The sequence below is a fragment of the Paenibacillus kribbensis genome (genome assembly GCF_002240415.1).
In the GTDB taxonomy this organism is placed as follows: Bacteria; Bacillota; Bacilli; order Paenibacillales; family Paenibacillaceae; genus Paenibacillus; species Paenibacillus kribbensis.
Genome location: NZ_CP020028.1, coordinates 4,408,774 through 4,422,256, shown reverse-complemented (window position 1 = coordinate 4,422,256; position 13,483 = coordinate 4,408,774). Strand labels below are relative to the sequence as shown.

Genomic DNA, 13,483 nt, shown 5'->3' with positions numbered 1-13,483 from the left:
TTTGCATAAAATTGGGTTTATGCTTTGAATAAACCGGATTCTTTGACTTCTGACATGAACTTATTGAACTCAGGAATGTTCAGCTGTTGCTGAGCATCGGACAGAGCGACTGCCGGGTTCGGATGAACCTCTACCATGATACCGTCAGCTCCGGCAGCCAATGCGGCTTTGGCGCAAGGGGCCAAGATGTCCTTGCGTCCTGTGGAGTGAGTCACGTCAACCAGTACTGGCAGATGGCTTTCCTTTTTCAAAATCGGTACAGCGGAAATGTCCAGCGTGTTGCGGGTCCATTTTTCATACGTGCGAATACCGCGCTCAATCAGCATGACTTGTGTGTTGCCACGAGAAACGATGTATTCCGCAGCATGAAGGAATTCTTCCATGGTTGCAGCCAGTCCGCGCTTGAGCAGAACCGGAGTTCTCGTTTCACCCGCAGCCTTAAGCAACTCAAAGTTATGCATGTTGCGCGCACCGATTTGAATGATGTCGATGTATTGGATGGCTTCCTCCAAATGTCTTGGATCGACGATTTCACTGATCGTCGCCAGCCCGAACTCGTCGCCTACGCGTTTGAGAATTTGCAGACCTTCAACGCCCAGCCCTTGGAAATCGTACGGGGATGTGCGCGGTTTGAACGCACCACCGCGAAGAATCGGTACACCTGCCTCTTTGAGGGCCGCTCCCACTTCGCGAGTTTGCTGGTAGCTTTCCACCGAGCATGGACCTGCAACCATGATGGAGGCCTTGCCGCCCACCAATGTGTCTTTGACCTTAATGACCGTGCTGTCTGGCTGATTTTTGCGGCTGACGATCAGATGCTTTTTGTGCTCTTCTTTTTGATAGTTCAGCGAAGCCTTGAAAATATTTTTGAACAGCTGGCGAATTGTTGCATCGTCAAAAGGTCCACGGTTAGCCGCAATCAGCTTGTCGAGCATTTGTTGCTCACGCACCGGATCAAAGTCAGGTACCCCTTGTGCTTCCTTTAATTTTCCAAGCTTTCCCGCCAATTCAGCGCGTTGGGACAGCAGCTCCAGCAATTGCAGGTTTGTAGCATCGAGCTGTTCCCGCAGCAGCTCCAAAGAATTTTCATTGTTCGACATACAGTACACCCTTCCCGAATAAAATTTGTTTTTAACACAAAAAGGCACTCGTCGCAAGGGACGAATGCCGTGGTACCACCCTAATTACAGAAGTATACATACGAGTCGTCAACGTCAATTCAGTTGACGGCAGTAACTTCTGAGCTTAATGCCCGTAACGGGGGCTTCCGGAAACCTCTAATGCGGACAAAGGAATGAATCCTTCTGTCGGTTCAAGGCTCGACTCGGGAGTGAATTTCAACGCGGGATTGCGATACGCTCTCAGCAATGCGTACCTTTCTGTGGGAATCCGGTTAGACGTTTACTTGTCTCCGTCCATGTCTTTGATCATGGTATTCAAAAGATTTACCTTATTTTAAACAAAGTAGGTGCAGAAGGCAAGCCCTGATTATCCAGTTCAGTTTTTGCACCGTTTTGAATCGGTCCTTTTATCTGCCTTCATCTATGGGGACGGGCTTTGCCGATGCGACTCCTCGTGGGGTGTTTTCGGCAAAATCCTGCACCTCATCACCCTTCATCCTCATCCCGGTCGGTGCCGTTCAGTAAATCCGTCCCATGCAGGAATTCGGCGGGAGCGGAAGGGTCGACAGGGCTGTCCGGTTCCAGTTCATCGGCATTAGGAACGTCTTCCAATGGGGTATCCGGTTCTTCGATCAGATTTTCCCAGTTGGTTTCCGCATTTTGCAGGGAAGGCTCATAATCATAGTCATGCAGCTCGGTTGTGCGATCGTCACGTTTGGCCATGTTGCTCAGCTCCTTTACTTCGATTGCTTATTTCGACCTTACCCAAACAGTAGAATGGCTAAACCTTGATTTAGTGTGTCTATCAGAGGTTAAAATCATGCGAATAGGGATATGCCTATTCCCTTTAACCGTTTTTTTCGTAACCGCTGTGATATGATAAAGAGGATGGGGAGGAATATTAATGATTATTAACCAATATGAAGATTTTAGAAAGATTGAGTAAAAAGAACATGATACCCTTCTCTTGAAGAAGGTATGCACATCATCTTATAGAATAATATTATTTCAGAACGTTTAAAAATGTAAAAATGCATACAAATTTGTAAATCCTACTTTGTAACTTTGAGGTGCTTAATATGAGGCATGTGCCCAAAGCTGTCGCCGCCTTGCTGGCGGTCATAGTGATGCTGTTGTCGCTGGGCCACCCCGCCTATGCGGCGAAGACGACCCCGGAAAGAGAATATAAGATCCCCTCGTGGGATATGAGATGGGGAGTGGAAGGGGAGGATGGATCTCTAGATGAAGTAAGGGACCCTGGCAAGACCTGGATGCATATTCAGGACGATTCACAGTTGCCCACGCAGCCCGGCAATATCGGCTCCGCCTGGATTCGTATTCGTCTGCCATCGCTATATGATGAAACGCCGGCGGTGCTTTTTGAAAATATTTATGGCCGGCATATTACGCTGTATAAGGATGGCATCAATTTTTACGAATCCTACCGTGGTTACAATTATGAGAACAATCGTATTCTAATTCCGCTGAAACCGGAAGATAGCGGTAAAACATTATACATATGGACAGAAAGCAGCCGGAATAGACTGGGTATTATTGGAAATGTGATCACTGGTGATTATCGCGACTTGCTGGGGAATTTGGTCAGGATGGATGTTTTGGATATCGTACTAGGCAGTACGTTCATTTTCATTGCCCTGGTACTGCTGATCTGCTCGTTCTTTCTGTTCCGTCCAAGTATGGCCATGTGGCTGTCTCTCAGCGCAATTGTACTGTCCATTGGTCTGATGATTGTGACGTATTCGCCTTTTCTGTATACGTTCTATCGCAGCTTTGGCAAGCTGTATTTACAGCTCTTTGATGTGGGAATGTTCATCTTGTTGCCTTCACTAGCGTACTTTTTTGAACAAAATATTAGTTCGATTCTACTGATTCGCCAGTTTCGAAAGGTGTTAACTGCCTACTCCCTGTTCTGCTTCACCATGATGATTGTGAATTTGGGTGCACAAGAGCGGTTAAACGATGTGTATTATTTCTTCAGTGTAACAGTCCTGTATGTATTGCTCGTGGCTTTGCTAGTACTGCTGGTGTTTGCTTCGGTTCGCAGGGCACTTAAGGGAGATCACGAAGCGATTATTTTATCGACAGGCTTTGCTTTTTTCGCAGTGATCTCCATTAGTGAGCTGACCTGGTTCTTCATCCGGGAAGGACACTATAATTTGTTCCTGTGGAAATGGGGCGTGTTCGGCTTTGTGCTGGCGTTGATTGCGATTTTGGGCAGAAGGCTGGCTGAAAAGCATAAGCAGGTGGTTCGCTATTCCAGAGAGCTGGAGATGTTTAATAATGAGCTTCAACGTTCGGAAAAAATGGAGATCATCAGCGATCTGGCTGCATCTGTAGCGCATGAAGTACGCAATCCACTTCAAGTTACTCGCGGATTTCTCCAGTTGATGAGCAAGCAGGAGGATGGCAAAAACAAAGATTATCTGTATATTGCGCTGGAGGAGCTGGATCGGGCTTCCGCGATTATTACCGATTTTCTTACCTTTGCCAAGCCGGAATTTGAACAAACCAAAACGCTGACTATATTGGACGAATTCAAGCATATTGAAGGAATCATTAGTCCGATGGCTAATTTGCAAGGCGGTAAAATTTCGCTGGATATTCCCCAGGAAATCAAAGTACGCGGGAATTCCTCCAAGTTCAAGCAGGCGTTCATCAATATTATCAAAAACAGCATTGAAGCGCTGCGGGATCAGGGTCATATTCAGATATGGGCTTATGTGGACAACGGAGAAGCTGTCATTCATATTCGGGATAATGGTGAAGGAATGGATGCTCAGACCTTATCGAGACTGGGTGAGCCTTATTTTTCGAATAAGACTAAAGGCACGGGCCTGGGGATGATGGTGACCTTTCGGATTATTGAAACGATGAATGGCAAAATATCTTTCACAAGTGCAAAAGGGGTGGGAACAGAAGCGACCATCCGCTTCCCCGTAGCCGGATAATATCCGGCTTTTTGCATTCGGAGAAAACGGAAGGAAGCTTGCTGAACCCACCCGCTTGTGATTAGGCCTCTTGTTATTAAGAACTAGAGTACAAATGTACTGAAACAGTCATTTACCACATCGAGCGAGGTTTCTGGGATGCGGCGAGCACGCCAGAAGGGTCTGGAGGGATGACCAGATAAAACTGATCAGGTGTTTCTTCTAACGTTTTGATTTGGATATGATCGGGGATCACGACTCCTAACACATCACGTATTGCAGATTTGGGATCTGTCATTAGTTTTTCTCTGAAACTGGCATCCTCCCAAGCTTTTTGAATGACTTGTGTTTGAAGAACTTCAGTAGCCATCAAAAATCACCCTCTCATTCAATTGGTTATATTTACCTAGTCAGTATACCACGAAAGACTCATCAAAATCTAGCATTATTTCATATTTTTGGAGATCCAAAAATCGAGCCCGCCTCTTCTCAAATGAGAGCGTCCGCTTTCAATTTCTGCGGCTTCTTCGCCCAGGTCCTCAGCGATGGAACGTGCAAACGCATGAAGTCCGGGGATGGAAGGCTCCATAGATTCCAACTGCTGGACTGCCTGATCAGCAATATCTGCATAACTGGCAAGCATGCCACGTACATAAATCGCTTCCTGAATCATCTCTGGATTCAAGCCTTCACGATAAGCCATCTTTTGTTCGGCACTGATATGGGACAATAGGCAATTGTAGCTATGTTCCTCCCAGTCTTCCGCCCAATCCGCCCAATCATCTGACATTTGGAGTAGAAGCAGTGCCGTATCCGTCATACCTGTAATGGTCTCGATTAGGTCGGCACGGTCTGCAAGCAGCAAAGCGCCCGTCCCGGCCATTTTTAACGGACTTGCTTTCAGCGCCACCTGATGTCGGTTTCCTTGGAAATAGTCCTCTGTCCCCTCGGATGTCACACTAACGGCCCATTCATTGACATACGTTCTGGCATGTAACCAAAAAGGGGAGGACGCGGGAAAAAGGTCCCGATAAATGCTTAGACATTCGGTATAAAATAGCTGGCTTAAGGCGAGTTGTGTTTTACGGTTGTCTGCTGCGGTGTCCATCACATCATCCTGAATGAAATAGTGAGTCATAACAAACACGTTGCCAAGCGAGAGCTTTCGGCATATTTCGGGAGCCAGCCCGGTGATTTCTTGCAGCCAAAAGGGAAGCAAGTAGCATATGTAGTTCCGTGTGCTGTCTTCCCGCAATGGGTTAAAACGGGCCAGATAGTCCAGGCCCTGATGCTGAAACGGAGCAGGGAACGCAGCTGTTCGCTCCTCCGCTTGACGAAACACGTCCTCTAATTCCTGTTTGTATGCAAAATACCATTCCATCGCTATCACCTGCATCTCTTATGAATATATTTATAGCGATTTCTAGTTGTTACCCGCCATTGTATAACAGATTGCGATTTTGCAAGATTTTGTTATTTTTACATTGCCGTTAGCTATCACTCATGCAGGGGGTACCGACAAAAATCCCGGCGGGGAAGATCCCGCCGGGATTTTTACTGCTCCGGGATTTTAGTTGATCTCCAGATAATCAATGTACGCATCCCATGTCCCGTTATCGGCTGTTACAACGAGCTCAATCTCTTGATTTCCGGTTCCATGGCTGACATTGTTTAGAGTATAGACCGCAGGATTGCTTCCACCGAAGTAGAAGGTACCCTTCGTCTGTCCACCGATTTTTAAGTCAACTCTGGCCATATTGGAGTTATTTGAAGCACCACGAAGTGAAAAATTATGGGTACCGCTCTCGAAATACTGCGTATATTTCACCGAATCATTGTTGGCGTATAAAGCGACTCCGTTGAACGGCGAGCTGATATTTCCGGTGTACTGGCCGCCTTTGGTCATACTCTCGGCTTCCATTTTTGTACCTGTGCTTGGTGTACCACCGCTTCCGCCGTCAGGCGCGACCGCCCGGCCGGTGCTTGGCGAGATCATGCCAGAGCAAAGACCACGGCTCTTGAGGTTCTGCGCGACCTGCGGGATCGCTTGGAGCGTAGTCTGATACTGGTCATGCATCAGGATCACGTCGCCGTTTTGCAGCCTGCCCGCGGCGGCTACGATCTGGGCGGTGGTGGCGCCGTTCCAGTCCTGGGAGTCAACGTTCCACAGCACTTCGGTAAGACCGTTTTGAGTCTCGATGGACCTCAAGGTCGCGTTGGTCTCGCCGTACGGCGGACGGAACAACTTCGGTGCCGTGCCGGTAATGGACTGCACCGTTTGTTGCGTGCGTGTAATTTCCGATGACATCTGTGAGTTACTCAGTTGCGTCATATGCGGATGTGACCATGAATGGTTGCCGATCCACATGCCTGCTGCCTGCTGGTCGCGTACGAGTGACGGGTAATTCTGTGCGTTCTGTCCAACGTTGAAGAGCGTCGCGCGCAAGCCGTTTTGCTTCAGTGTGTTAAGCAGCGTTGTGGTGTTGTGGGAATTCGGACCATCGTCGAAGGTTAATGCTACATAGCCGTTCGAACATTCGGCCGCAAGCGCCTCGTCATCGGAAATCACCAGTGAGCCCGTGAACAAAGACACGACGAGCGACCCGATCGCCACCCATTTTCCTGCTTTAGCCATAAACATGGTTCTACCTCCTAGCATTTTTGAATGGCTAGTATGGTTGTTCAAGTCACTCCGAACCGCTTCAACTCTCTACTAGATTCGGGATTTCAGTTGATCTCCAGATAATCAATGTAAGCATCCCATGTCCCGTTATCGGCTGTTACAACGAGCTCAATCTCTTGATTTCCGGTTCCATGGCTGACATTGTTTAGGGTATAGACCGCAGGATTGCTCCCGCCGAAGTAGAAGGTACCCTTCGTCTGTCCACCGATTTTTAAGTCGACTCTGGCCATGTTGGAGTTGTTCGAAGCACCACGGAGTGAAAAACTATGGGTGCCGCTCTCGAAATACTGTGTATATTTCACCAAATCATTGTTGGCGTATAAAGCGACTCCGTTGAACGGCGAACTGATATTTCCGGTGTACTGACCGCCTTTAGTCATACTCTCGGCTTCCACTTTCGTAGCTGTGCTTGGAGGAGGAGTAGTTCCGCCGCCGGAGTTGCCGCCGATCGTAATTGTATTACTAGTCACAGTAGCACTCCCACTGCTTTGATATCCCTCTACCGTAAGCGAAGTTTCATACATCTTGCCCATTGTCATTCCTAAGCTCTCCCACTTCTTGAAGTGTTCGCTAACAGATATGGTTCCGCTCGTGCGCTTCGACGTTCGGACACTCCAATACTGCTTAAAAGTTGCATTGCCTTTAATCGAAGGTTGGTTGACTCGAATAGTCTCATATATGTCATATGTCCCCCCGTCAACGGTAATCGTGCCCTTTGACGTTGCTCCAGGCGGACGCCAGCTGCCCCAGCTATCGACGATGTAATATTCTACGAGCGGGTCAACCGTCCACCCATAGACACATAAATACGAATTGCCGTTTGGCTGGTAGTTGGCACTGTAGTTTACGGATATGTTTCCAATTTGCTGATGTGTCTGGGTCTCGTTGAATTTCTTGCCTTTACGGAATAACGCATTTCCGATGTTACTCCACTGGGCACTGAACGTGCCACCACTATTGAGAGTCATACTTGTAGTCCCGGAATCCTTCCACAACTCATAGTAGTAGCCGTCTTGGGTTCCACTTTGATTTGAGGTGATCGTTGTTGCCGCCTGTGCGGTTACTGCTGGTAAAGTAAGTGAAAAACAAATTAAAATCGCCAAAAATAACCTCATTCTTTTTTGTTTCATTTGATATTCCTCCTTTTTGGTTCATTTGCATTTAGTCTGACTATGATGCTGTTCAGCCCGTAGTAAGCTCATACGTAAGTTCCTTCCAAAAATTGAATTGTAATCGATTACGAAAAATATTTTACCATAGATTTCCTAATATTTAACCTGCAAAAAATTAAGATATACTGTAAAAAGTTTAGTTATTTAATTCCTGCTTACTCTCCATGATAAGGAGCCCAAGGTAAAAAGAAAGCCAGAGTAGATTGAAGATGGATGTAACAGGCATGAAAACGAATAAAAAAAGCGGAAAGAGAAAATATTAGATGAAAAAGAATGAAAGAAGGGTCTGCAACATGAAAAAACAATGGAAATTGATCGCTGCTACTCTATATGGAGGAGTGATGATGTGCGGTAGTGCGGGGACGGCCGGAGCTTCCGGTATAGAAACGAGTCTCCAACTGCAAGCTCCTACTCCCAACAACCTGATTCAAGGTAAGGCTGGTCAAGGGAATACGGAGCCACAGGATTGCCATCGACAAGGGCATGCTCACAAGCACGAGCATGGCAAACGGCCTGGCGGCTGGAATCATCATCTGAACGAAAAAGTAGCCAAGCTTTTGGGCATCACTCCTGCCCAGTTGGAGAATGAGCTGGGACAAGGAAAATCGTTGGCCGATATTGCGAAAAGCAAAGGAATCAAAGAGGAACAGCTCATTGATAAGCTGAAAAATGAAATGACCGTCGATCTGAAACGGCTCGTTAACCGTAAAGGTCCGATTACATTTGACCGTAAGCCCGGGGCTCCACATGAAGCTCAATTGAAGCAGGAGTCAGGGACACCTTCAACCTCGGTTCACGAAAACTAGACTAAAAAAAGGGATGTCTGGCATGCGACACCAGAAGGTATTAGTGCAGATCGAGCTGGGAAATGGCTACGTAAGCTAATGATATTTGCTTGAACTTGCTAGGTTTGAGTTATGGTCAAGCATGTAAGGAAAAAAGGCAAGCAAAAGATGGGCGTTTCTGGAGTAATCCGGAAACGCCCTTGTGAATGGGGACAAGGTTTCCATATTCACCGGGCGGTCCGCATCGGATTCCTGCTCTCGCAGGGTACCTTGGTCTGGCACAGTCCGCAGCCAGCACCCGATTTGGCCTCGCCGCCGTTTAGAACCGCAAAGTCCCGTGATGCCTGGCCATACACAAATTTCATGCAGGCGATTTTGTCATGTCCGCCGTCCTTGCTGATGGCTTGCACAGGGCAGCGGGTAATGCACACACCGCAGATGCCCTTGCTGCACAGCAGGCAGTTTCCGGTATGGCCTGTGGCTGAAGATGTTCTGGCATCAGGCGTCACCTTGAGATCGGTCACCACGGACAGCAGGCGGATGGCAATTCCTTTTTCGGTGATGAAGCCGTCGTTGATACTGAAGGTGCCAAGACCCGCAGCATATGCAATGTGGCGCTCCGACCAGTTGGAGATCGGCCCCCCTGCGGCACCATGGATGCTGTACCAATCTGTATCCAACGGCGCAACCGCACGGTAACCGAGGCCTGCTAAGTATCCCGTCAAATGCCGCCTCGCAGACTGTACAAAATATTCATCCCCAAAGGTTCGCAGCAGCACCCATTCCCTTGAGGCTCTATATTTTTGCGCACGATTAGCCTTGCGGATCGTCTCACTGATCGGCAGCACAACGCTGATAACGGTGCCTCCATCAAAACTCCTCATTCCAAAGGAACGTTCAAATGCTTCCTGCGGCGTGGCGTGGTCGGGCCCTACCACTCTTTTGTACTCCTCAAATAAAGGATCATTGGCCGCGGCAAATTGAATAATCGGCTCCTCGTAATAAGGGCTCTGTAATTCTTCGCAAACATTACCTTTGTCTTCGCTCACATAGGTTTTCATCTCGGCTATGATGTTTTCTCTCATATCCGGTACGGATTCAAGCATCCTATCCACATCCCTCTCCGTGGTTATTGCTCACAGCAAAGCTTCCTTTCAGAAGCCTTATGCGGGCTAACGTATATCGCTGATCTCTTACTACAGAAAAACATTTCATTTTTCGTGTATATACACGAATTGAGCAAACACCTCATGTATGAGAAGGCGGCGAATCACAAACCCAAATTTTCAATTTTGGATAAGAGTAAGGTCAGTATCTGCAACTCCCCGTTTCCCAATGACTCCTGCAAAAAACGCTGCGCCTCCTCCCAAAGCTCTGCTGCGTCGTTGTATACCGTTCTTCCACTCTCTGTCAGAGCAAGGCAGCGGTTGCGACTGCCCTCAGCAGATGTATCCTCCACATATCCGCTATGCTCCAGTGCCTTCAAATTGCGCACAATCGTAGTCCGGTCGAGCCGCATCTCCAGCGCCAATTCGCTTACACTTGCCGGTCCCAGCGCAGTTAAGTGCTTGAGTAGCGAGAATTGGCTAATATTGAGTCCGCTCGGGGCCAGATACCGGTCATACAGTCCCGTAACAGCCATCGAGGAACGGCGCAGATTGATGCAGGTACAGACTGAAGGTGATCGCTCCTGCGAAGATTTCTTATTCTTCCCTGTCGTTGCCATAGGTTCTCCATTCTTTATACTGTTTCGTGTATCTACACGATCTCAGAAATAACAGGTTTTGTCAGGGAGATTTGTCACAGTAGTCAGCACTGTCAGTCTAGTTGGGCGCTTATTTCGTATCTTGCAACGGTGGGCCCTGAGCAACAATTAAGTTAAGTACATCATGCTGGGTTGTTGTACCCTTGCGTTTTATCAGCGAAGCTTTTAAAGCAGAAGTAGATTGGAAACCGGAGAGGAACACTGTCATTATACGAAGTGCTGGCCAAGTAAAAATGCTGTAGTCTTCCTGCTAATGAAAAGTTAAAATAACCAGTCGCTTGAAATCAAACAGCGACTGGTTATTTAGTTTCGCTTGAATGCGAGCTGAGCGATACCTATAACAGCTTTTTAAGCTGGGAAATACGGCCATGGGATACGCCAAGCCATTCAGCATATTCACCTTGCTTGGCTGTTGGATGCTCGTGCATAAGTCTTTTTAGCTTCTCAACCCAATATTGTGAAGACGACCGATTTGCTCGTTTTTCTTTATACGCAGGTTCCTTAACAACAGGGACAGGTATTGGACTTACACCTATGTTTCCTTTCAGGTTGAGTATGCATGTTTTACATAGAAATGAATCCTTGAAATAGGTTAAATCTTGGGTTGAACTGCACAAATTGCAAGAGACTCCAATATACTTCCGCATACTCAAAAATCCTGTTTCAATATCTACATAAAATTCTATAGGATCGCCAGTCTTAATCTCCATAGAGTTTCGCATTTCCTTAGGAATAACAATCCGGCCTAATGTATCCAAGGGACGTGTCATACCTGTATTTTTCAAGTGATCTTCTCCTTCTTGGCAAATTAGAATGATAGGAGCGGGTAAACGTCCGTCATCCAATGATCTCCTATTAAAAAGATGATAAACAATAAAGTGAAAGTATTTATTGTTGTTCCAAAAGATGGTATTATCATGAATGTAAAAACAATAATTATACTATTAGTTTCCAAACTATATTTTTTTATTAAAATTGGAAACCTATGAAAATGCTGAAAGGGTGGTTTATCCATGCAAATCACACCTACGATACAGGCAGAAATTCACACCTATCTAAAACGAAAAGGCTTAACCATGACCGAGTTTGGTCACACGATTGATTTGAATGTAGGTACAGTTAGTGGCATTGTGACAGGCAACCGATCGATCTCTGTTCACCAACTGGACAGTATTACTGCGGGAATGAATTTACCACCGGATTATTTTTACGAACGTTACATTGAAGAGTGCATTGAAGAATCTCCGCTCAACTGGAAAAAGATCAGCCCATTCCTGTACCGATGCATTGAGCTAGGGCGACTGGATTGCTTGCAGCGGGTTGTAATTCTATTGTTGGATAACCCCAATTATCTACCATCGCTCTTTGATGTTGCCGAAAATGTGTACAAAGACGGTTACAATGAAGCAGCGGCATACCTTTACAAAAAGGTGGCTGAAAGTGAGAAGCAGCAGCATTCAGAGCGATTGGCGACCTGCCAGTATCGCTTGTTCCAAATCAATGTCGGACAGGATCGGGCCGTCAATCTTCAAGCAGCCATTGAATTTGCCCCTTTTGTTGATCGCTTAGACGAGATAGAGCAACTAGATGGTTTGAAAGATTTAGCAAACGTGTATAGATCATTAAGCCTGTGGGACAAGGTTTATGAGTTTGCATCTCAAATGGGTCAATTAGGAAAACTCCAATATAATTTGGTTCACAACCCCAAGCGAAAAGGGACAGAGTTGCAAAAAAAGCTAAGCAGACCACTGTTTGTATACATAGTTTACGCCGAATTGTTGTGTGCTAATGCTTGTGATGCAAAAGGAGATCATGAACAGGCATTAGAACATATTCGTGGTTATGCCGATCTAAGTTGGGTAAAGGAGAAGGACGCTGATACGCTTTATTGGAAGCGGAAATATCAACAATGGGCGAAAATTAATACTTACGTCAACAGGCTTATGTCCGGTGATATTAGTGTTTTGCCGGATTACGTAGAGCATATGGCTGCCGAAAAAGAGATTTTTGCCGAGCTATTGAACGTCCTTGAAGTGGCTAATCGATACAATGTGGATGTAGACCCTATCCTCCAGCGTTTTGAATACCAGATTACAGCTTATCAGGAGCCGTCATCTTCTGACATGTATACACAACAAGTTTTACCGGAAGAATACGTACGGTTTTGGTATAAAATGGCTAAATACAGCCTAAATAAAGGTAGATATCCATATGGTTTCAATTGTTTAATAAACGCTTTTGAAAAAGCTGTTACAATTAATCATGTACTACTTATTGCTAATTGTTTTGGATTGTTTTCTCATTTCAAAACACATGCGGCTCCTGAAACACAAGCTCAGTTCCAATCTATTTATGAGGAGGTGTGGGAAAAAAATGATAAAAAAGATGGCTTTCTGCTTGGCAATAACTAGCTTATTGCTGGTATTCACAGTACCAGTGCAAGCCGAAAATCCAAGTTCTGGCACGATCCAAATTCAAGGACACGTTGGTGGATCTTGACCAAGCACTAATTCATTACTATTGGCCAGCTTTTTGCTGGTCTTTTTTTGTATTATTTTGTAATTTTTTGATTCAAAAAAGGTTTTAAAGCAGTTGGGCATCGCTCCTTAAAATGAGATTCATTAGGAGGTATGCAGGATGAACAGGGATGAAACGTTAACGTTAATTCAACAGATGGAGCAAGCCAGACAACACTTGCATGATCTTTACGAAGAGTATGGCTTCGGACATGCTTGTGTACTTGAGCAATCTATGCTTTTGGATGAACTGATTAATCAGTACAATCGTATGTTTCAGACCAAGAAGCAGCCTCACTATGTTTAGAGCCAAATTATTGACAACGACGATGCTATGTTCATTCTATCCCCCCATTCCTTTTATGCAAAACTATGACTCCTCCCACATAACGTTTATGATTATTCTATATAATGACTTATTTGAAAATAAAATACATGTCCATGTCATAAAATGTTAATAAGCTGGAGGAGATGGTGCAGCATACCCAGGCAA

14 protein-coding genes and 1 other annotated feature are annotated in these 13,483 nt (G+C 46.0%); of the genes, 5 read left to right on the top strand and 9 right to left on the bottom strand.

The annotated features are described in order from the left end of the window. Positions 1–17: 17 nt before the first annotated feature. Together B4V02_RS19750 and B4V02_RS19745 are read right to left on the bottom strand one after the other, a co-directional pair. On the bottom strand, positions 18–1,100 hold the full coding sequence (locus B4V02_RS19750; RefSeq protein ID WP_094156072.1) for a bifunctional 3-deoxy-7-phosphoheptulonate synthase/chorismate mutase: 1,083 nt from the start codon (positions 1,098–1,100) through the stop codon (positions 18–20). A 53-nt stretch (positions 1,101–1,153) separates the two neighbouring features. Then, positions 1,154–1,427, bottom strand: a binding site (T-box leader). A 180-nt stretch (positions 1,428–1,607) separates the two neighbouring features. Then, a complete protein-coding gene (locus tag B4V02_RS19745; RefSeq protein ID WP_094156071.1) occupies positions 1,608–1,844 on the bottom strand; it encodes a hypothetical protein in 237 nt (78 codons plus the stop codon). A gap of 356 nt (positions 1,845–2,200) precedes the next feature. Here B4V02_RS19745 and B4V02_RS19740 point away from each other — a divergent pair, with 356 nt between their 5' ends. Further along, positions 2,201–4,090 (top strand): sensor histidine kinase, encoded by a 1,890-nt coding sequence (locus tag B4V02_RS19740; protein WP_094156070.1) that lies wholly within the window; start codon positions 2,201–2,203, stop codon positions 4,088–4,090. A gap of 112 nt (positions 4,091–4,202) precedes the next feature. Here B4V02_RS19740 and B4V02_RS19735 read toward each other — a convergent pair whose 3' ends face one another. The 4 genes from B4V02_RS19735 to B4V02_RS19720 all read right to left on the bottom strand — a co-directional run bounded on the left by B4V02_RS19735 (position 4,203) and on the right by B4V02_RS19720 (position 7,882). Beyond that, entirely contained in the window at positions 4,203–4,439 is a 237-nt protein-coding gene (locus tag B4V02_RS19735) for an NHLP leader peptide family RiPP precursor (RefSeq protein WP_007429107.1), read from the bottom strand. Between the two features lie 75 nt (positions 4,440–4,514). Then, positions 4,515–5,450 carry a hypothetical protein gene (locus tag B4V02_RS19730; protein WP_094156069.1) on the bottom strand — a complete coding sequence of 312 codons (936 nt, stop codon included), beginning with the start codon at positions 5,448–5,450 and terminating at the stop codon, positions 4,515–4,517. A 189-nt stretch (positions 5,451–5,639) separates the two neighbouring features. Next, a complete protein-coding gene (locus B4V02_RS19725) occupies positions 5,640–6,710 on the bottom strand; it encodes a polysaccharide deacetylase family protein (protein WP_094156068.1) in 1,071 nt (356 codons plus the stop codon). Between the two features lie 86 nt (positions 6,711–6,796). Next, positions 6,797–7,882: a glycoside hydrolase family 11 protein gene (locus B4V02_RS19720; RefSeq protein ID WP_094156067.1), complete on the bottom strand. Its 1,086-nt coding sequence runs from the start codon at positions 7,880–7,882 to the stop codon at positions 6,797–6,799. 335 nt (positions 7,883–8,217) lie between these two features. Between B4V02_RS19720 and B4V02_RS19715 the strand changes: the two genes are divergently transcribed. After that, positions 8,218–8,730: a hypothetical protein gene (locus tag B4V02_RS19715; RefSeq protein WP_094156066.1), complete on the top strand. Its 513-nt coding sequence runs from the start codon at positions 8,218–8,220 to the stop codon at positions 8,728–8,730. Between the two features lie 206 nt (positions 8,731–8,936). Here B4V02_RS19715 and B4V02_RS19710 read toward each other — a convergent pair whose 3' ends face one another. Both B4V02_RS19710 and B4V02_RS19705 read right to left on the bottom strand, forming a co-directional pair. Then, the gene (locus tag B4V02_RS19710; protein WP_094156065.1) at positions 8,937–9,815 is read right to left on the bottom strand and encodes a (Fe-S)-binding protein; all 879 of its coding nucleotides are present in this window, start codon (positions 9,813–9,815) and stop codon (positions 8,937–8,939) included. Positions 9,816–9,979: 164 nt separating this feature from the next. Then, positions 9,980–10,435 (bottom strand): MarR family winged helix-turn-helix transcriptional regulator, encoded by a 456-nt coding sequence (locus tag B4V02_RS19705; RefSeq protein WP_094156064.1) that lies wholly within the window; start codon positions 10,433–10,435, stop codon positions 9,980–9,982. A gap of 182 nt (positions 10,436–10,617) precedes the next feature. On the opposite strand from B4V02_RS19705, the gene B4V02_RS27115 reads away from it, so the two are divergent. Next, entirely contained in the window at positions 10,618–10,716 is a 99-nt protein-coding gene (locus B4V02_RS27115) for a stalk domain-containing protein (RefSeq protein WP_232289054.1), read from the top strand. Positions 10,717–10,809: 93 nt separating this feature from the next. On the opposite strand, the gene B4V02_RS19695 is transcribed toward B4V02_RS27115, so the two are convergent. Continuing rightward, complete coding sequence (locus B4V02_RS19695; protein WP_094156062.1) at positions 10,810–11,259, bottom strand: AbrB/MazE/SpoVT family DNA-binding domain-containing protein; 450 nt, start codon at positions 11,257–11,259, stop codon at positions 10,810–10,812. Between the two features lie 228 nt (positions 11,260–11,487). Here B4V02_RS19695 and B4V02_RS19685 point away from each other — a divergent pair, with 228 nt between their 5' ends. Continuing rightward, positions 11,488–12,885: a helix-turn-helix domain-containing protein gene (locus B4V02_RS19685; RefSeq protein WP_094156060.1), complete on the top strand. Its 1,398-nt coding sequence runs from the start codon at positions 11,488–11,490 to the stop codon at positions 12,883–12,885. Positions 12,886–13,111: 226 nt separating this feature from the next. After that, positions 13,112–13,297: an aspartyl-phosphate phosphatase Spo0E family protein gene (locus B4V02_RS19680; protein ID WP_094156059.1), complete on the top strand. Its 186-nt coding sequence runs from the start codon at positions 13,112–13,114 to the stop codon at positions 13,295–13,297. Positions 13,298–13,483: the final 186 nt, after the last annotated feature.